Genomic DNA, 19253 nt, shown 5'->3' on the forward strand with positions numbered 1-19253 from the left:
TCGCCAGGAAGCTTCTAACCGTGCTCAACGCAATGATGCGCGACCGAAAACCTTATATGATCGCCCCATCGACATAACAGTTGCCGGCTCTGCGGAGCGGCGTTACACGCTGTACCGCGTCCGGGACACGAGAACGGCATACCGGGCCCGCTTCAGCACGCTGCACGAACGTGCTAGAGCCGATCCATGTCCTTCCCCTCCTCCGTTGACGTCGCAATCATCGGTGCCGGTGCGGCCGGCCTTGGTGCGGCGCATGCGCTGCAAGGCACTGCCCTCTCGGTGATCGTGCTGGAGGCGCGTAACAGGCTTGGTGGCCGCGCCTGGACCGTGCAGGCTTCGCCTGACGTGACCTTTGACGTCGGCTGCGGCTGGCTGCACTCGGCCGACAAGAACTCGTTCGTTCCAATTGCCCGCGCGCTCGATTTCGAGCTCAACAAGGACCTGCCGCCCTGGCGCGAGCGCGCCTATGGCAATGCGTTTCCGCAAAGCGAGCGCGACGATTTCATGCGCGCGATGGACGCGTTCTATCAGCGCCTATGGCAGGCGGCGCAAAAGGGCAAGGACGAGCCCGCGAGCCTGAGTCTCGAGCCCGGCAATCGCTGGAACCCGATGATCGACGCGATCTCGACCTATATCAACGGCTGCGAACTCGAGGACATGTCGACACTCGACTGGGACGCCTATGAGGACAGCGAGCTCAACTGGCGCGTCCGCCGCGGCTATGGCGCGCTGATCGCGGCCTATGGCGCGCCGTGTCCCGTGGCGCTGAACTGCCACGTCACGCTGATCGATCATTCCGCCAAGCGCGTGCGCATCGAGACATCACAGGGCACGCAGACCGCGGACAAGGTGATCGTCACCGTGCCGACCAATTTGATCGCGGATGAGGCGATCCGCTTCTCGCCGCCGCTTCCCCGCAAGGTCGATGCCGCAGCCGGCCTGCCGCTCGGCGTCGATGACAAGGTGACGCTGGCGCTTAGCGATGCCGAAGCCTTCCCGAGTGAAGGAAACCTGCGCGGCGCCACCATGCGCACCGAGATGGGCACCTATCACATCCGCCCGTTCGGCCAGCCATGCATCGAAGGCTTTTTCGGCGGCAGCTTTGCCCGCCAGCTGGAAGCCGCCGGCGACGGCACCATCGCGGCGCACAGCATCGACGAGATCGCAGGCCTCCTCGGTAACGACATCCGCCTCAAGCTGAAGCCGCTGTACGAGTCACGCTGGGGGCACGACCCGTTTGCGCGAGGCTCCTACTCGCACGCGCTGCCGGGGCATGCGGGTGATCGCGCGGTGCTGGCCGAGAGGGTGGAGGAGCGCCTGTTCTTCGCGGGCGAAGCGACCTCGCCGAATTTCTTCACGACCGCGCATGGGGCAAGGGATAGTGGGGAGCGGGCGGCGAAGGAAGTGCTGGCGGCGATTGGAGAGCGTTAGTCTAGCTCCAACGTCGTCCCGGCCTAGTGCGCAATTGCGCACGGGGGGCCGGGACCCATACCGCGTGATTTCGCGGTGAACCACGGTCGCAGTACCGTGGATTGGCCCTTTAACTGTTAGCCTTCGCCAAATTCCGGCCTGTGCTTATGGATCCCGGCCTTCGCCGGGACGACACCGATTCTGTAGCGCCGCTATCGAGTTACTCGATCACCCGCGCCCGCAGGTCCGCATCAGGCACGAAGCACGCATCGTACTTGCCGAAGATGCGGTAGCGGTTGTGCGCGATGAGGCTGTAGACGGGGTCTCGCAGCGGTTTCGGCACCGCGAATAGTACGCGCACCCAGCCCCAGCCCGGAAGCAGCGACAGCACGGTCAGCGCCGCATCCGACTTCATGAACACTTCGCCGCCATGGACAACGGCGTTGGTATCGGGATCATCGGGATCGATGCCGAACGTGCGCGCCAGCCTCGCGCCATAATCCGACTGGATCGGCGTGAAGCGAAATCGCTTCGCCGTGTCGCGCTGCGCAACGAAACGCACCCAGCGTGAGCAGAAGATGCAGACGCCGTCGTACAGGATCACGTCATCGTCGGGCCATCTTGCCATCAGCGATTATCCAGCATCAGAAGTGCGACCAGCATCAGCACGATCGCCGGTCCTGTCTTCACCAGCGCCCCAAGCGGTTCGATCCAGAGATCGGGCGTCAGGATCGCCGCGCCAAACATGTAGCCGAGCGAAGCAAAGATGCCTGCGACCAACCCGATCGCAGCTGTGCGGCGGAAGGCGATCAATACGCCGATGCTCATATCCATCAGGCTGGTGCCTGTCGTGATGGGATCGACCAGCGCTGGCGGGAAATCGTGCGTGGTCAGGATCCCGGCGGCGGCGCGGTAGGACACGAACAGCGCGATGAAGCCGGAGACGAGCCAGAACACGACCAGGCTTGCGAAGATCAATGCCTTGATCAGGAACAGCCGCGCGAACCATTTGTCCTGGATGGCGGCGGGATGGCGCCCGATCGCATCCGTCAGCGTCTTGGGCACGATGCCCGAGGCAGCGATCCATGCGGAGGGATCGCCGATAACACCGCGACGCAACTCGGCGATCGCGGTGGAGCGCATCGGCGGCATCCAGCCCAGGGTATTGGCGAGATCGCCGCCCCTAGCGCCGAGATCGAGCATGAAGGATGGCATCGCGATGCGCGGCCAACCGGCGGTGCCGAACGCGAGGCGAAACTGCTCGATGACGCCGGCCATCGTGATCGGTTCGGATTGCATCAGGTCCCAGCTCACCGCCTTCACAGACGCATCGTCGATCTCGCGCGCGGCGAGCCAGGCGATGGTCGCGGAGATATCCTCGACCGCGACGGGCTGGAACGTCGTTGCCATCTCCTTGGCCGGAAGATCCAGCGGGAAGGCAGCCAGCGCCCGCAGCATGGCGCTGCCGCCATAGGCTGACGGCGCGACCACGAAGCCGGGCCGGAGGATGGCGTGGTGAATCCCTGAGGCCGCGATCAAACGCTCGGCCTCGCGCTTGGTTGTGGCGAACGCGGTCCGATCGGCCTCGGCAGTTCCGGGGATCGAGATGTGCACCAGCCGGATCGCACGGCCGCTGCCGGCGATGGCCTGAAGCAGACGCGCCACGAAATCGCGATGGACGGCGTTGGTGTCGCTGCCGGGGCCGTCCTGGAGCACGCCGAGGCAGTTCACGACGATGTCGACCGCATGCTCGCTCAGCAGGCGCGTCAGCGCAATCGCATCGAGTGACAGGATCGGCAGCTCGAGATCGAGCGCGCTCATCTTCTGCGCCGCCGACAGGCTGCGTGCGAGACCGACCACGCGAAAGCCGCGCGTGCGCAAATCATCGGTGACGAAGCGGCCGATCAGGCCGGAGGCGCCGAGCACCAAAATGGTTCGCTGGTTCATCTGCTCTCTCAAAACGGCTTGGCGATCATCAGCCAGAGGATCAGCATGGTGGTGCCGAAGCCAGGGAAGCCGAATGCGAACCAGCGGCGGAACAGCACGAAGTAACGCTCCGGCAGCGCCGCTTGCTGCCCGGCGGCCTTGCGCGCGAGATCGCGCATCTCGATCTGCATGAAGACGACGGGAATCCAGAACAGGCCGGCGATGGCGTAGAGCGCGAGCGAGACGAGGATCCAGCGTTCCGTGATCGAGGTGGCCGAGAGCATCATCAGCAGGCCGCCCGTGACCGGCTGCAGGATCACCGCCGACAGCGTGAAGATCGCGTCCGCGATCACCACCACCGACGCCGTCCGCGCGATGAACTCCGCATTATCGGTGCGATGTGCCATCAGCATGAAGAAAGCGATGCCAGTTCCAGTGCCGAGAATGACGATGGCGCCGAGCACGTGCAGATATTTGACCAGGAAATACAGCATCATGGCTTCTTCGCCGCCACAGGCTTCAGCGCGCGGTCGAGCTCGCTGCTTGCTGCTTTGACGCCGGATTCCGTCTCGATCAGCCAATGCCCCTCGCTGCCAACGGCAGGCAGTGCACGAAAATCGTCCTTGCCGCCGCCGCTGCGAAACGCATCCGCCATTGTTTTCGAAAATGCCGGAGCAAAATAGCTGTCATTCGCTGCAACCAGCGATGTGACGGGAATGCGCGCTGCCTTGCCGAATTCCGCCGCAGCCGCAAGCAGCGTATGCGGCGCGCAGATCTTGTTCGGTTCGTCATTGGCGTGGCCGCCGCGCCCTGGCGCGAATGCAATGATGGCGGAGATCTCTTTCGGATCGGCATTCGCGAGCGCCAGCGCGCCCCAGCCTCCGGCAGAATGACCGATCACGACTGCGCCATCCCCGCGAATGAAATCCTGCTTTCGCAAATAGTCCAGCGCGAGGGAAATTTCCTCTGCGGTCGCGCGGCCCGCGCGCGCGTAGTCCGCTTCGTCGCAGCCGCCTTGATCCTCGACATAGCGGCCACCGGTCGCGCCATGGCCGAGACGCTCCGGCACCAGCACGGCAAAGCCGCGCGCCACGAGAAGACTTGCAAGCGCGCGATATTCCGGCTGCGGCATTTGCGCGCGACGCAGCACGTTCTGCGTCGAGGCATGTGCGATCACGGCAAGCCGGAACGGACCGGCGCCCGAGGGGCGAAACAACAGCGCGCGCGCGGCAATATCGGTATCCGGCGACGGCACGCGCCATTCCTGCCTGCGGAACGGCTCGCCTTCCGCGCCTGATGCGCCAAGCGTGACCTGAAGCGTGACCTGAGCGCACAGAGGTCGTGCCGTCAGCACAGACAGCAGAAGCAGAGGGGCAAGGGTGTTGAGAAGCCGCATGAATTGCCGAGGGCGCGCACGGAGAGTTTGGCCAAACTAGTCGGAACGAATCACTCTGGGCGGATTTTCTGCGCTGTCATCGCGGTTCATTCGTTGCGTTGCCGGAGTTTTGCACCGGCGCACGGCACGCTGCTGCCGTTCGAAATGGCGTCTTGTCTTTTTTCGGTACAACATGGTTAAAATACTGATGCAGAAAGTCCACAGGTTAACCGATAATTAACGATAGGTCTTGCCGCCGGCGCGGCGACTTGGTTTGATCGCTTCCATGAGCACAACCCTGATCGAGGTCCGGCCGGCCAAAGCTGCAGATGCAACTGCGGTGGCGTCCACGCATGATGAAGCCTGGCGCTCCGCCTATCAGGGCATCATTCCCGGCGCCGAGCTGGAGAAGCTGATCAACCGCCGCGGCCCACAATGGTGGGACAGCGCGATCCGCAAGGGCAGCCGCGTCAGCGTGCTCGTGTTCGGCGACAAGATCGCGGGCTACGCCAATTACGGCCGCAACCGCGCGCGCAGCCTGCATTTTGACGGCGAGATCTACGAGCTTTACCTGCGTCCCGAGTTTCAGGGCCTCGGCTTCGGCCGCCGGCTGTTCGCCGCCGCCCGCCGCGACCTCATGCAGAGCAACCTGAAGAGCATGGTGGTGTGGGCGCTCTCGGACAACGATCCGGCGACAGAGTTCTACCGGGCTCTGGGCGGCCGCATGGTGGCACGTTCCTCGGAGCGGTTCGGGCCGAAGGCGCTCGACAAGGTCGCTTTCGCCTGGACCAACTAGGGTTCGGACCAATCAAACCGCTGAAAGCCTCACGGCGGCGCTCCCCTCCCGTCGATACCGTCAGCCCTTTGCGCCGGTGATCGCTGGATTCATTATTTCACAAAAACACGATGGATCGGCGGCCCAAGCCCGCGTATGACAGCGCCAAAATCGCTGCCGGGCGAAAGTTAACGTCGGCAATAACGGAGCCTATTTCATGCGTATCGATGCGGTCTCGATCGGGAAAAACGTCCCCCACGACGTCAACGTCATCATTGAAGTCCCCGTGGGCGGCGAGCCGATCAAATACGAGATGGACAAGGAGGCGGGCACGCTCGTGGTCGATCGCTTCCTGTACACGCCGATGCGTTACCCCGGTAATTACGGCTTCATCCCGCACACCCTGTCCGATGACGGCGACCCCTGCGACGTGCTGATCATCAACACCCGCGCCATCATCCCCGGTGCCGTCATGAGCGTGCGCCCGGTCGGCGTGCTGTTCATGGAAGACGAAGCCGGCGGCGACGAGAAGATCCTGGCGGTGCCGTCGTCGAAGCTGACGCAGCGCTACGACAAGGTTAAATCGTACTCCGACCTGCCTGAAATCACGCTGCAGCAGATCCAGCACTTCTTCGAGCACTACAAGGATCTCGAGAAGGGCAAGTGGGTGAAGATCACCCGTTGGGGTGGCCCCGAGGAAGCGCAGAAGCTGATCCTCGAAGGCATTGAGCGCGAGAAGAAAAACAAGGCGTAATCCCGACTTCGCGGTCTTTCGGGCTTGATCTTGTCGGACGCCGTGGCGCGGCTTAATCGCGCTTCCAGAACCCCGCGAGCTTGTCATGCGTCGGCTTCTCAAGATCCTCCGTAATCTGATCCTGCTGATCGTCGCGGGCGTCGTCATCCTCGCCGGCGTGCTGGCTTACAACGTCGCCACGCGCGGTTCGCGCCAAATGCAGGTCACGGCAATCCCGCGCGCCAGTGTCGATACCAAGGGCGCGGCGCAGCGCCTGTCGGAGGCGATCCGCTTCCAGACCATCTCGAACTTCCTCAATCCGGAGCAGGATGCCGACGCCCTGCGCGGCCTCTCTGCCCATATTGCCGCAAGCTTCCCGGCCTTCCATGCCGCGGCCAAGCGCGAGGTGATCGGCGGCCACAGCCTGCTCTACACGTGGGAGGGCACTGATCCGAAAGCGCAACCGATCGGGTTGCTCGCGCACCAGGACGTGGTCCCGATCGCACCGGGCACCGAGAAGGACTGGCAGCAGAAGCCGTTCGATGGCGCGGTCGCGGACGGCTACATCTGGGGACGCGGCTCCTGGGACGACAAGGGCAATCTCTACTCAATGCTCGAAGCCGCCGAGCAGATGGCGAAGGATGGCTTTCGTCCGAAGCGGACGATCTATTTCGGCTTCGGTCATGACGAGGAAGTTTCCGGCACCCGCGGCGCCAAAGCGATCGCCGCCGCGCTCGCCGCGCGCGGCGTCAAGCTCGACTTCGTGCTCGACGAAGGCCTGCTGATCGCCGAAGGCATCATGAAGGGTCTCGACAAGCCGGCGGCGCTGATCGGAGTCGCAGAAAAGGGCTATTCGACGCTGGTGCTGACCGCGCACACGGCGCCGGGACACTCCTCGATGCCGCCGCGCGAGACCGCGATCGGAATGATGAGCGCCGCGCTGGCGCGGCTGGAGGACCACCGGCTGCCGGCCCATATCCGCGGCGCTGTCGCCGAGATGTTCGACACGCTGGCGCCGGAGATGGGCGGCTTCAACCGCGTGGTGCTGTCGAACCTGTGGCTGTTCAAGCCGCTGCTGATGCGGGAGTTCGAGAAGAGCGGTCCGACCGAGGCCATGGTCCGCACCACGACGGCGCTCACGATCTTCAACGCCGGGGACAAGGACAATGTCCTGCCGGGGAACGCAGAGGCGACCGTCAATTTCCGCCTGCTGCCGGGCGATACCGAGGCCAGCGTCACCGACCATGTCCGCTCGACCATCGCCAACGAGAAGATCTCGATCGCGACGTTCCCGGGCAATACCGATCCGCCACCGGTGACGGGCACCGCGAGCCCGTCCTATGCGGCGCTGACGCGCTCGATCCGCGAAGTGTTCCCCGATGTGATCGTGGCGCCCGGCCTGATGATCGCGGCGACGGACTCACGTCACTATGCCGCCCTCACCGACAACATTTTCCGCTTCTCGCCGGTGCGCGCCAATTCCGACGACCTCAAGCGATTCCACGGCACCAACGAGCGCCTCAGCATCGAAGGCTATGCCGACATGATCCGGTTCTACCGGCGGCTGATCGAGAATACGGCGGGGTGAAGAGAAGGCTACACCGCGGGCTTCGGCAAACCCGCGATCGCGCAAGCAGCGCGCAGCGTGTTCACGAGCAGGCAGGCGACGGTCATCTGGCCGACGCCGCCGGGCACCGGCGTCACGGCACCGGCAACGCCAAGCGCTTCCTGATAGGCGACATCGCCGACGAGACGGGTCTTGCCGTCATCCTTCGGGATGCGGTTGATGCCGATGTCGATCACGGTCGCGCCCGGCTTCAGCCAATCGCCGCGCACCATCTCGGGCCTGCCGACCGCGGCATAGACGAGATCGGCCTGCTTGACGATGCCGGGCAGGTCGCGCGAACGCGAATGGGCGATCGTCACCGTGGCATTCTCGTTGAGCAGCAATTGCACCAGCGGGCGGCCGACCAGATTGGAGCGGCCGATGACGACTGCGTTCATGCCTTCGAGCGAAGGGTGCACGCTCTTGGTCAGGATGATGCAGCCGAGCGGCGTGCAGGGCGACAGCGCCTCGAAGCCGCCGGCGAGCCGGCCGGCATTGTTCGGATGCAGGCCGTCGACGTCCTTGGCGGGATCGATCGCGTTGATGACGGCCTCGGTGTTGAGGCTCTTGGGCAGCGGCAGTTGCACGAGAATGCCGTGCACGGCGGGATCGCGGTTGAGCTTGGCGACGATCGCCAGCAGATCTGCTTGCGAGACGTCTGCGGGAAGCTTGTGCTCGAACGAGGCCATGCCGGCGGCCTGGGTCTGCGTATGCTTGGAGCGGACATAGACTTCGCTGGCGGGATCGTTGCCGACCAGGACCACGGCGAGACCCGGCACCAGATTGTGCTCGCGCTTGACGCGGGCGACCTCGTCGGCGACGCGGGCGCGAAGGTCTGCGGCGATGACTTTTCCGTCGATGATCCTGGCCGTCATGTCAGTTCCCTAGTCTTTCGATTTGACCGATGCGATCTCGCGCAACCTGTCATCAAGCCGCGCCGGATCGCCCGCAATGGCGACCTGCTTCAGCCGCGACGTCGCTCCCGACAGGAGGCTGACGCCGGCCTTGGGGACGCCGAGCGATTTCGCCAGCAGCGCCAGAACCGCGCGATTGGCCTCACCGCCATCGGCGATGGCCCGCACGCGCACCTTCAGCACGCTGCGGCCGTCGGAAAGCTGCTCGATCCCGTCGATGCCGTCACGTCCTCCGCGCGGCGTCACCCGCAGTGCGATGCTGACACCCGTGGTGGAGATACGCCAGGGTTCCATCGGCCTCTACGGCACGTAGGGGTACACGTAGTCCGACAGATAGATCTCGATCAGCAACAGCAGGAAGAAGAGGATAATGGGCGAGATATCCAACCCCCCGAAATTCGGCAGCCGACGACGAATCGGCCCGAGCAGAGGTTCGGTTATCCGGTAGAGAAATTCGGCTACAGCAGAGATGAACTGATTGCGCGTGTTGACGACATTGAACGCAATCAACCAGGAGAAGATTGCCGCAATGATCAGTATATACCTGTAAAGGCTGATGATTTGAATCAGCACATAGACGATGGGCTTCATGAAGTGGGCTCGTCTCCGATGGAGATGCGTGTCGCTTTCGCTAGATATCGGTTCCCCCCGGTCCAAACAAGGGAAGTCGGTGCCGTGATGGCTAAAACCCCGTTACACCCGTCCTTGACTTGACCTTGGCGGGGACTTAAATGGCGCCCGGTTGTCGGCCGCGTTTTACCAGAGCGGCCAGCAAAGGGGCCATAGCTCAGCTGGGAGAGCGCGTCGTTCGCAATGACGAGGTCGGCGGTTCGATCCCGCCTGGCTCCACCAGCCTTCGCAGGCTGGGCCTGCTTCGGCTCGGCAAGCCGCTTCGCAGCGAAGGCTGCCGCGCCAAAGCCCGAAGGGCGACGGCGGGCTCCGTCCACATCTTCCCCCTACTTCCCCGTAAACCTTGGCGGCCGCTTCTCCATGAAGCTCGCCACGCCCTCGCGGAAATCACTCCCGTTCAGCGCCACCATCATCTCCCTGTTGGCCTCGATCGTGGCTTCGGCCAGCGTCTGGAACGGCACCTCGTAGAGCTGCCGCTTGATCACGGCCATCGCGCTGGGCGAGACGAAGTCGGCGAGATCCCGGGCATAGGCGTAGGTCTCTTCGCGCAGCTTGTCCGGTGGGCTGAGGCGGTTCACCAGCCCGATCCGCAACGCCTCATCGCTTCCCACGCGGCGCGCCGAGAGCAGGAGATCCATCGCATTGGCATGGCCGATGATGCGCGGCAGCATCCAGCTGATGCCGTGCTCGGCAATCAGGCCGCGCCGCGCGAAGGCTGTCGTGAACACCGTATTGTCGGCGGCAAAGCGCAGGTCGCAATAGAGCGCGTGGACGAGACCGATGCCGGCGGTGGCGCCGTTGAGCATCGCGATCACAGGCTTGCCGATCGACGGATAGAAGCCGTAACGCGTCTGCCAGTCCGGCCGGCGGTTCATGTCGAAGGGCGGCAAGTTCGAGGCGCGCCGGACGTCGTTGGGATCGAGCCCTTTCAGCGCATCCATGTCGGCGCCGGCGCAGAACGCGCGGCCCGCGCCTGTGAGCACGATGACACGGACATTGTCGTCGGCGCTTGAGGCCTCCATCGCGTGGCGCACGTCGCGCTCCATGACAGGCGTCCACGCGTTCATGCGGTCGGGACGATTGAGCGTGATGGTTGCGATCCTCTCGCTCACCTCATAGAGAATATGTTCATAGGCCATGACGCTCTCCCTTTGCCGGCACGCGTTCGCGCGCTCGTTGGCAGCGAGACTAGCATAGTTGGGGATGCGCCAAGGACTTGCGCCAAGTATCTGCGCGAAGCCGCGATCTACTCGGCGGCTTGCGCCAGCACCGGCCGGCGCGCCAGCCAGCCGTCGACGAAATGATCCAGCCAGGCGCGTTCCGCGACATCATGCACGGCACGATCCGAGAAATGATGATGCCGCTCGCGCGCGCCGGGCGCGCTGAGGCCGTCATAGCCGCGTGTGGTCCAGCAATGCATCATCGCGTAGGTCACGTCAGGATGAAACTGCACGCCGAAGGCATTGCCTGATCGGAACGCCTGGTTCGGGAAATCATCGCCCTCCGCTAGCAATTCGGCGCCATCAGGCAGCTCAAAGCCTTCGCGATGCCAGTGATAGACTTGCGCCGGCCAGTCCGGGCAGAGCGCGTGGCCTGCCGCCGTCGGGCGGATCGGGTAATAGCCGATCTGGGTCAGCGCATCCCGATGTGGCGCGACGCGTGCGCCGAGCTGTCTTGCCAGCATCTGCGCACCGAGGCAGATGCCGAGGAACGGACGCTGCTCGCGGAGCGGAATTTCGATCCAGTCGATCTCGCGGCGGATGTAATCATCCGAATCGTTCGCGCTCATCGGACCGCCGAACACGACGGCGCCGGCATGCTGGTCGAGCGTCTCGGGCAAGGGATCGCCGAAGCGCGGCCTGCGGATATCGAGGCGATGGCCGAGCGCGCGCAGCGCGTTGCCGACGCGGCCGGGTGTCGAGGATTCCTGGTGCAGGACGATCAGAACCGGAAGCCGGGATTCGGAGGCGATCGCGCTCGGCGTCCTTCGGGGGAAGGGCACCAATTCTGCGCCACCAAACCTGTTCGTCCGGAACGACATGGCCTTTGCGAGTGCTATCAGTTCAAGCCGCCAGCATAGCTAAACGAAAGTTAACATCGTGTGAGTTTGCACACACACGCCCCGATCCTGAAGCAAGCTCCGGGCCACTAGGGTCGTTTGGGGTTGCTTCAGTGCCGCTGCCGCTGGAACCGGCTCGTGGCGGACAGGATGAAGCCGCGCGGGAAGAAGCGCAGCGCGAACGGCACAATCTTGATGCCGATGCCCGGCAGCACTGCCCGTTTGTTCGCCATCAGGCCACGATAAGCCTGCCGCGCAACGTCGGCGGCAGGGACGTTGAGAATCGCCGTATCGTGCCCGTCGCCAACGCCGGCGCGCCCCTGGAATTCGGTCTGCACCGGCCCCGGGCACAGCACCGTGACACGAACGCCGCGCGGCGCGAGCTCCGCCCGCAACGCCTCGGTCAGCGAAATCACATAGGCCTTCGACGCGTAGTACACGGCCATGCCGGGCCCCGGCAGAAAGCCCGCGACCGAGCCGACATTGAGAAGGCCGCCCTTGTTCCTGATGAGCTGATCGGCAAAGCGCAGCGACAGATCCGTCAGCGCGCGAACATTGACGTCGACCATGCCGACCTGTTCGTCGCGGTCGCGCTCGACCGCATCGCCGAACACACCGAAGCCGGCATTGTTGACGAGATAGTCGAGCTCGACCTCTTCGGCCGCGAGCGCGGCGGCGATCCTTTCGCCGGCATCCGCTTGCTGAAGATCGCAGGCGATCACGATCGGCTTCTTGCCGCAGGGGCCGGTGAGCTCGTTCGCGAGCGCCTCGAGCCGGTCCGCACGTCGCGCCGTCAGCGCGAGGCGATGTCCGTTCGCGGCAAACACGCGCGCCAGCTCCGTGCCGATGCCCGCCGAAGCGCCGGTGATCAACGTTACCCGCTCAGTCACGATCCAAGTCTCTTTATCCAAGTCTCTTGAATTGAAGTTTTTTCGCCCCGAAACGGCGGAACTGGAGCATAGGCCGTGCGCGACAAGCAAGCGGCGCGGGCAGCATGGCTGCCTGAGCGGGCAACAGGGAAGCAGGAAACCCCCGGAATTACAGGGGAATCCGGAATCCGGGCGAAGCGACGTTACATTAAAGTTTCGTCATGTGAGCCGCACAACCCAGAACAATGCGCGCGAAGCGCATCTCAGCCGCCAACCGCGCCATCTCTGACCTGATCACTGCTGCGGTCCGCGACAGCATGCTTCAAGTCGATCCGGTCACGCTGGGAAATCCCGAGCAGGTCGGAGGCACGCCAGACCACGTTGTCCTCGAACTCGGTGACCTGACCGTCGGCATAGACCAGCTCCCACATCATCTGGACGATGCGCTTGCGGCCGTCTTCGTCGAGCGAGCGCATGATGACGCTGGTGAAGTGATAGAGGTCGACCGCCTCGCCTTCGACCTGGGTCGCATCGGCAATCAGCCGGTCGGCCGTGCCCCGATCGAGCTTGAAATGGCTTTCGATCAGATTGTGCAGCTTGCTCTGCTCGGCCTGCGTCGGCTGGCCGTCGAGCGAAACCACGTGGATCAGCAGTGCGGTTGCCGCCAGCCGGTAGTCGCTGTCGCCGAAGGCGCGGTCCTGGGCATGGGGAGCAACAATGTCGGCGATGAATTGGCGCAGGCCGTCGAGCATAAGGTCCTACCGAAATCGATGAAGCCGCGGGGAAGCGCGGCCGTTACCAGCCTTATATGAGCGGGAAACTCAACCGGCGCAACGTGCGTCAGTTCCGCGCGCTGCATTACGTTTCGGCAATCCGGAGGGTCGGCTGGCGCCGTCCCTACGGTATCTCGTACACCACCATCTTGTCGGCGATGCCGCGCAGGGCCGCCTGCTTCTGGATCGGCTTGATCTCACGCCGCTGAAGGAGCTCGGCAACCGCCGGCGCATCCAGCACTGGACTTGTGATGTGGATCTCCTGCGCGGTCGACAGGCTCTGCACGCGGGCGGCGATATTGACCGTCTGGCCGAAATAATCCTGCCGCTCGTTCAGCATCACCGCGAGGCACGGCCCTTCATGGATGCCGATCTTGACGATGAGATCATCGGTGCCGCGCTGCTTGTTGAGCTCGTCCATCGCCGCCCGCATCCGCAGGCCCGCGACGATCGCATGCTCGGGACGGATGAAGGTCGCCATCACGGCATCGCCGATGGTCTTCACCACCGCGCCCTTCTCCGAGGAGATGATCTCGAGCAGCGCATGGAAGTGCGCACGCACGAGATCGAAGGCCGCGAGATCGCCGACACGCTCATAGAGCGCGGTCGAGCCCTTCAGGTCCGTGAACAGGAAGGTGAGCGAGGTGATCTGCAGCCTTTGATCGAGGCTGAGATTGTCCGCCTTGAAGACGTCGCGAAAGGTCTGGTTCGACAGCATGCGCTTGGCAGTGAGGAACGGCTTGCGCTGGCCGATCAGATGATGGAGCGCCTCGGCCGCGATGAACACCGACGGCAGCACCCGCACGCCGGCCTGGTTCTCCAGCGACAGCCGCAGCGGCCCCGGCCGCATCGTCGTGGTTCCCGTGGGCGCCTGAACCTTGTTGTACATGATGGCGAGCTGCTGACGATCCTTGGTCGGCTCGCCCTGGACGTCGATGAACTGGGCGGCGTGCGTCACCGGCTCAAAAATGATGATGAAGTCGTTCGGCAGCTGCAGCGACATGGTCGCCTTCTCGCCGGCCGGCAGCTCCATCGTGTCGAGCGTCACCTCGTTGGCCAGCGTCGCGAAGGATTCCTTGTTGAAGTCGACACCCGAGCTCCAGAACACCTGCTTGAAATATTCCCACACCGGAAGCGTATCGGGATCGTGGGCGGCGATGCGCCGGACACGCGAATTCACGGTGAAGGAGACCTCGACCTGATCGTCGACGGACGCCTTGTAGCCGCAGGCACAGAGCGCGCAGTGATAATCGTCCGGCTTGAGCGCCTTCAGCGTCGTATGGGCCCCAAGCACACCGCCGCAGCCGGGACACAGCACGTTCCAGCCGAGATCGAACAGCCCCAGCCGCGCCGAATGCAGGAAAGCAGAGATCGCGTGCTCTTCGTCGACGTCATGCAGCTTGGCGAAGTCGAGGACATTGACGCGATTGAGCTCGTGATCCTCGCCGTTCTCAATGAGAGAGGCGATCGCGTCGACCACCTTCGCGTCGGCAGTCTGCTTCAAAACGGAAAGCTGGGCCTGGATATCGCTCATGGCGTAACCCTATCTTGAGTGGAGCACGCCGACGGCTCGACGAGTGCCCGTCAACGGCGCGTGATGCGGAACATGGGTGAGTGGTCCGGCTGGGTCGTGACGACGCCATACGGAATGACCGGCGTTGCATCCGCGAGCTCGACCCGGAACGCGCCGATCAGTCGCGCCAGCGCCAGCACGGATTCGGCTTGCGCAAACGGCGCACCGATGCAGACGCGCGGCCCAGCGCCGAACGGTAAATAGGCGAAGCGGTCGGGCTGCTCTTTCGACATGAAGCGTTTGGGAATGAACGCGTTCGGCTGATCCCACAGCTTCTCGTGCCGATGCAGCAGCCATGGCGCGATCATGATGACATCGCCCTTGCTGACCTCGGCGCCGCCCACATTGTCCTTGTCGCGCGCGGCCCGGGCGATCAGGAAGGCCGGCGGATACAGCCGCATGGTCTCGTCGATCACGGCGCGGGTGAATTTCTGCCGGTCGATGTCGGCCATGCTGTCGAGATGCTCGCCGTGCGTCTCGGAGGCAACCTCCTCCTGCGTGCCGGGATCGAGCGCAAGCAGATAGAGCGCCCAGAACAGTGCGGTTGCGGTGGTCTCGTGACCCGCCAGGATCATGGTCGCGACCTCGTCGACGAGCTGCGCGTCGGAAAAGCCCTTGCCAGTCTCGGGGTCGCGCGCCTCGTCCATGAGATCGAACAGATCGCGCGGCGGTGCGCCGTCCTTCTTGCCCGCCGCACGCCGCTCGGCGATGAGCATCGCGACGAACTCGACCCAACGCTTGCGGAAGCGAGCCCGGGCCCGATCCAAAGGCGTCGGCCAGGAGACCGGCAGCACCATGTCGAGGAAGTGGGCCCGCGCCAGCCGCTCGCCATATTCCATGACGAAGTTGCGCAGGGTCGCGCCGTGCTGGTCCATGCCGAACGAGAACATCGTGCGCCCGGCGATCTCCAGCGTCATGCGCTGCATGACCTCGCGCAGATCGACCGGCTCGTTCGTACGCGCATCCAGCTTCGCGATGGTCTCGTCGAGCACCGCCGTCATATGCGGCACGAGATTGGCGGTGGCGCGCGGCGTAAAGGCCGGCGACAGCGTCCGGCGTTGGAACGTCCAGTCGTGCCCCTCGGCGAGCAGGAGGCCTTCGCCGAGCACGGGACGCAGCATGCGGATGCCGGCCGGCGTCCGCGTGTAGTTCTCGTAATTGCTGAGCAGGACATGCCGGATCGCGGCCGGCTGGTTCAGGATGAAGCTCTTGTGCAGGAAGAAGCGCCCCTGGAGGATCTCTTCCTCATAGGCGCGCTGGCCCCAGGTCGCGATCATATTCTGCCTGATCGCCGTGACCCGACCGAAGAACGACATGTTCTCCGGCGCGCGCGGCGGGGTCGGGGGGATGATGGGCCGACACACGCTGGCGATGTTCATGGCTCTCTCCCGCAGATCCGACGCACTGCATTAGCTAGTAAGTCAGCTCGGCGACCGCAATCCTGTTCTCGTAAGCCGGCCAGGCGCGCGCCACAATTCGTTCTTCGTTGAACTGGGCCACGATACTACGCCCGATCTCGCTGGCCGGAAGGCGCAGCGTTGCTGCCGCATCCGTGGGCACTCCCGGATGGACGTCGGCGGGCTCCCGGCCGTCGAACAGGACCGTGTCCCGCGGCAGCCCGAAATAGCCGCGCGGGCGCGTCATGATCACGACTGCACCGGCGTCCTTTTCCTCGGGAGTGAAAGGGCGCGCCGCGCGCAGATGCACGACGGCGGATGAGCGCGGGAAGGACGAGCGGTAGAAGTGCGTCGTCGGCGCATCCGGCGAGGTCAGGACGATTTCGAGCGGCGAGGCGGGATCGACCTCGGCCGCGCCCCAGCGACCGTCCGCACCCGTCTTCGAACGATACACCACGTCGCCCCGGCGTTCACCGCTCTCACGGTCGACATGGTGGACCTCCACCGTCGCGCCGGCCACGGGGCGATTGGTCGGCACGCCATCCGCCGAGCCCGTGACCAATCCGCTAAGGCGAACCGTCCGCTCTGGTGTGATCGCGATGCGCGCGGGCTCGCGCCCGGCAATGAATTTGTAGATCTCGCGGAAGGCGCGCGGGTGATACGCCGTCTCGCGATGGTCGATTGTGCCGAGCACGAGATTGGTCGCGCCCTTCAGCTCCGGCCCCTCGGCGGTGACGTTGGTCGGCACGCCCGGCTTGCCCATGAAGCGGCCGTCAGGCTGTGCAAATTTGTCCATGCCGTCGCTGCGCAAGGTGAGGAAGGCTGTGCCCGGCGTCACCTCGCTGTCGCCCTCGTTCAAGCCGCGCAGGAAGGCCCCGCGTCCGTTGAACTCGCTGCCGAGCAGATCGTCGAGCGCAAACACGCCGTGATTGGGAGTACCGCACAGCACCGCGTGGCTGACGTCACCGGCACCGCCGTTCTTGATGACGTTGCGGATGGAATTGCCGCCGCGCGAATTGCCGACCAGTGCCACGCGTGCCGCACCGGTGCGGCGCTTCAGCTCGGTGATGGCCGCGGCGAGCTCGCGGCGCTGTTCCTCGGTCGAGGACCGGTTGGCCTGCTCGACAGTATCGTCGCTGCGTGCATTGGGATTGGTGAAATTGATCGCCATCATGCGGTCACGCGCGATGCCGTTGGATTCCATCCGCCACAACGTCGTCATCCAGAGCGCGTCGTAATCGCCATTGCCGTGGACGAACAGGATCGGCGGCACCTCGGAACTGCCGGCCGCGGACGACGTTTGCGCCAGCGCCCCCATCCGCAAGCTCGCAACCGAGAAAGGCAGGCTACCTGCACCTTGCAGGATTGTGCGTCGCGACAACTTCATCTGATCCTCCCCGATAAAACCATGTCTTTGCACCGCTTATAGCGGCCTAACCACTGGACAGCGAACGACTTTCGCGGGCATCACTGAGCCTGCCCGAATTATTCAAGCCATTTCTGCCAGACGACTTGGAAGGGTATATGACCGAGCAGACAAACCGTCAGAGACGTTCCGCCGATGGCATCACCGCCCCCCTTCGGTATACCGTGTTCCGGCGCATCTGGCTCGCCAGCCTGCTCTCCAATCTCGGCCTGCTGATCCAGGGCGTGGGCGCGGCCTGGGCGATGACGCAGATGGCGGCCTCCGCCGACAAGGTGGCACTGGTGCAGACCGCCCTGATGCTGCCGATCATGCTGATCTCGATGCCGGCGGGCGCCATCGCCGACATGTACGACCGCCGCATCGTGACGCTGGTCGCGCTCATGATCGCGCTGACCGGCGCGTCCGCCCTCACGATCCTGGCCGGGCTCAAACTCATCACACCGGAATCGCTGCTGGCCTTCTGCTTCGTGGTCGGCAGCGGCAATGCGCTGTTTGGACCCGCCTGGCAATCCTCGGTCAGCGAGCAGGTGCCGCCGGACGCGCTGCCGTCAGCGGTGGCGCTGAACGGCATCAGCTACAATATCGCGCGCAGCTTCGGCCCCGCGGTCGGCGGCGTCATCGTCGCCGCAGCCGGCGCAGTGGCGGCGTTCGCCTGCAACGCGATCCTCTATCTGCCGTTGCTGGTGGTGCTGCTGCTGTGGCGTCGCGCGGTCGAGCCCTCGCGGCTGCCGCGGGAGAAGCTCAACCGTGCGATGGTCTCGGGCTTCCGCTACATCACCAATTCGCCGCCGATCAAGATCGTGCTGCTGCGGACGCTGGTGATGGGCCTGATCGGCGGCGCCGTGATGGCGCTGATGCCGCTGGTGGCGCGCGACCTGCTGCATGGCGGCGCACAGACCTACGGCATCATCCTGGGTGCGTTCGGTACGGGCGCGGTGGTCGGCGCGCTCAATATCCATGAGCTGCGCAAGCGCATGAGCGGCGAAGCCGCGATCCGCGCCTGCACGATCTCGATGGCGTTTGCGATGGCCGCGATTGCGCTGAGCACCGAGCCGGTGCTGACCGCGGCCGCGCTGGTGCTTGCCGGCGCGGTCTGGATGGCCGCGGTGGCGCTGTTCAATATCGGCGTACAGCTCTCGGCGCCGCGATGGGTCGCCGGACGCTCGCTCGCAGCATTCCAGGCCTCGATCTCAGGCGGCATTGCGATCGGCGCCTGGGGCTGGGGGCATCTCACCGACTATGCCGGCGTCGAGGTCGCACTGCTGACAGCGGCGGGCCTGATGCTGATCTCGCCGGTGCTCGGCATCTGGCTGGCGATGCCTCGCGTCGGCGCCCGCAACGAAGACGCGGACGTGCTGGCCGATCCCGAGGTCAAGCTGTCGCTCACCGCGCGCAGCGGGCCGCTGGTGGTCGAAATCGAGTATCGCGTCGCCCAGGAGAACGCGCGTACCTTTCACAACATCATGCAGGACATCCAGCTGTCGCGGCAGCGTAACGGCGCCTATGGCTGGTCGATCGCGCGTGACATCGCCGATCCGGAATTGTGGACCGAGCGCTATCATTGTCCGACCTGGCTCGACTATCTGCGTCAGCGCAACCGTGCGACCCAATCCGAACGCGCGTTGTACCAGCGCGCGAGCGACCTCCACATCGGCGTCGAGCCGGTGCGGATCCGCCGCATGCTCGAGCGGCCGTTCGGTTCGGTGCGCTGGAAGGAAGAGACGCCGGACCGGGCCGGAAGCGAAGTGCTGCCCGTGGTCGCGACCGCGGCGGGCAGCAGTACATAG

19 protein-coding genes and 1 tRNA gene are annotated in these 19253 nt (G+C 64.6%); 6 read left to right on the plus strand and 14 right to left on the minus strand.

Annotated features, from left to right (window positions below; all coding sequences use genetic code 11):
- Positions 1 to 186 precede the first annotated feature (186 nt).
- On the plus strand, positions 187 to 1431 hold the full coding sequence (locus M2427_RS26285; protein ID WP_280709736.1) for an NAD(P)/FAD-dependent oxidoreductase: 1245 nt from the start codon (positions 187 to 189) through the stop codon (positions 1429 to 1431).
- A gap of 199 nt (positions 1432 to 1630) precedes the next feature.
- Here the strand turns inward: M2427_RS26285 and M2427_RS26290 are convergent, their stop codons facing one another.
- Genes M2427_RS26290 through M2427_RS26305 form a run of 4 tightly spaced genes read right to left on the minus strand, consistent with a single transcriptional unit; the run spans position 1631 to position 4732 of the window.
- Positions 1631 to 2038 (minus strand): thiol-disulfide oxidoreductase DCC family protein, encoded by a 408-nt coding sequence (locus tag M2427_RS26290; protein ID WP_280709737.1) that lies wholly within the window; start codon positions 2036 to 2038, stop codon positions 1631 to 1633.
- A complete protein-coding gene (locus M2427_RS26295) occupies positions 2038 to 3357 on the minus strand; it encodes an SDR family oxidoreductase (protein WP_280709738.1) in 1320 nt (439 codons plus the stop codon). Before M2427_RS26295 ends, M2427_RS26290 begins: the two co-directional genes overlap by 1 nt.
- A gap of 8 nt (positions 3358 to 3365) precedes the next feature.
- Positions 3366 to 3833, minus strand: a complete 468-nt coding sequence (locus M2427_RS26300; RefSeq protein WP_280709739.1) for a DUF2269 domain-containing protein — start codon at positions 3831 to 3833, stop codon at positions 3366 to 3368.
- Entirely contained in the window at positions 3830 to 4732 is a 903-nt protein-coding gene (locus M2427_RS26305; protein WP_280709740.1) for an alpha/beta fold hydrolase, read from the minus strand. Before M2427_RS26305 ends, M2427_RS26300 begins: the two co-directional genes overlap by 4 nt.
- 265 nt (positions 4733 to 4997) lie before the next feature.
- On the opposite strand from M2427_RS26305, the gene M2427_RS26310 reads away from it, so the two are divergent.
- From M2427_RS26310 to M2427_RS26320, 3 genes are all read left to right on the plus strand, one after another.
- Complete coding sequence (locus tag M2427_RS26310; protein WP_128949012.1) at positions 4998 to 5507, plus strand: GNAT family N-acetyltransferase; 510 nt, start codon at positions 4998 to 5000, stop codon at positions 5505 to 5507.
- Between the two features lie 196 nt (positions 5508 to 5703).
- Positions 5704 to 6240 (plus strand): inorganic diphosphatase, encoded by a 537-nt coding sequence (ppa, locus tag M2427_RS26315; RefSeq protein ID WP_280709741.1) that lies wholly within the window; start codon positions 5704 to 5706, stop codon positions 6238 to 6240.
- An 85-nt stretch (positions 6241 to 6325) separates the two neighbouring features.
- Positions 6326 to 7807, plus strand: coding sequence for a M20 family peptidase (locus M2427_RS26320; RefSeq protein ID WP_280709742.1), 1482 nt, complete (start codon positions 6326 to 6328; stop codon positions 7805 to 7807).
- An 8-nt stretch (positions 7808 to 7815) separates the two neighbouring features.
- Here the strand turns inward: M2427_RS26320 and folD are convergent, their stop codons facing one another.
- Genes folD through M2427_RS26335 form a run of 3 tightly spaced genes read right to left on the minus strand, consistent with a single transcriptional unit; the run spans position 7816 to position 9330 of the window.
- Positions 7816 to 8700, minus strand: a complete 885-nt coding sequence (folD, locus tag M2427_RS26325) for a bifunctional methylenetetrahydrofolate dehydrogenase/methenyltetrahydrofolate cyclohydrolase FolD (RefSeq protein WP_280709743.1) — start codon at positions 8698 to 8700, stop codon at positions 7816 to 7818.
- 9 nt (positions 8701 to 8709) lie between these two features.
- Positions 8710 to 9033, minus strand: a complete 324-nt coding sequence (locus M2427_RS26330) for a DUF167 domain-containing protein (protein WP_280709744.1) — start codon at positions 9031 to 9033, stop codon at positions 8710 to 8712.
- A 6-nt stretch (positions 9034 to 9039) separates the two neighbouring features.
- Positions 9040 to 9330, minus strand: a complete 291-nt coding sequence (locus M2427_RS26335) for a YggT family protein (RefSeq protein WP_128959610.1) — start codon at positions 9328 to 9330, stop codon at positions 9040 to 9042.
- Between the two features lie 185 nt (positions 9331 to 9515).
- Here M2427_RS26335 and M2427_RS26340 point away from each other — a divergent pair.
- Positions 9516 to 9591: transfer RNA gene (locus M2427_RS26340), tRNA-Ala, on the plus strand.
- Positions 9592 to 9695: 104 nt separating this feature from the next.
- Here M2427_RS26340 and M2427_RS26345 read toward each other — a convergent pair.
- The 7 genes from M2427_RS26345 to M2427_RS26375 all read right to left on the minus strand — a co-directional run bounded on the left by M2427_RS26345 (position 9696) and on the right by M2427_RS26375 (position 17427).
- Entirely contained in the window at positions 9696 to 10508 is an 813-nt protein-coding gene (locus M2427_RS26345) for an enoyl-CoA hydratase (protein ID WP_280709745.1), read from the minus strand.
- A gap of 107 nt (positions 10509 to 10615) precedes the next feature.
- Positions 10616 to 11410, minus strand: coding sequence for a glutamine amidotransferase (locus M2427_RS26350; protein ID WP_280709746.1), 795 nt, complete (start codon positions 11408 to 11410; stop codon positions 10616 to 10618).
- A gap of 128 nt (positions 11411 to 11538) precedes the next feature.
- Positions 11539 to 12318 carry an SDR family oxidoreductase gene (locus M2427_RS26355; protein ID WP_280709747.1) on the minus strand — a complete coding sequence of 260 codons (780 nt, stop codon included), beginning with the start codon at positions 12316 to 12318 and terminating at the stop codon, positions 11539 to 11541.
- 242 nt (positions 12319 to 12560) lie between these two features.
- Positions 12561 to 13049: a TerB family tellurite resistance protein gene (locus tag M2427_RS26360; RefSeq protein WP_280709748.1), complete on the minus strand. Its 489-nt coding sequence runs from the start codon at positions 13047 to 13049 to the stop codon at positions 12561 to 12563.
- A 145-nt stretch (positions 13050 to 13194) separates the two neighbouring features.
- Positions 13195 to 14604, minus strand: coding sequence for an adenylate/guanylate cyclase domain-containing protein (locus tag M2427_RS26365; protein ID WP_280709749.1), 1410 nt, complete (start codon positions 14602 to 14604; stop codon positions 13195 to 13197).
- Between the two features lie 50 nt (positions 14605 to 14654).
- On the minus strand, positions 14655 to 16022 hold the full coding sequence (locus tag M2427_RS26370; RefSeq protein WP_280709750.1) for a cytochrome P450: 1368 nt from the start codon (positions 16020 to 16022) through the stop codon (positions 14655 to 14657).
- Positions 16023 to 16056: 34 nt separating this feature from the next.
- A complete protein-coding gene (locus tag M2427_RS26375; RefSeq protein ID WP_280709752.1) occupies positions 16057 to 17427 on the minus strand; it encodes a hydrolase in 1371 nt (456 codons plus the stop codon).
- A gap of 137 nt (positions 17428 to 17564) precedes the next feature.
- On the opposite strand from M2427_RS26375, the gene M2427_RS26380 reads away from it, so the two are divergent.
- A complete protein-coding gene (locus M2427_RS26380) occupies positions 17565 to 19253 on the plus strand; it encodes an MFS transporter (RefSeq protein WP_280709754.1) in 1689 nt (562 codons plus the stop codon).

The sequence above is a fragment of the Bradyrhizobium sp. BR13661 genome, assembly GCF_029892425.1.
Lineage (GTDB): Bacteria > Pseudomonadota > Alphaproteobacteria > Rhizobiales > Xanthobacteraceae > Bradyrhizobium.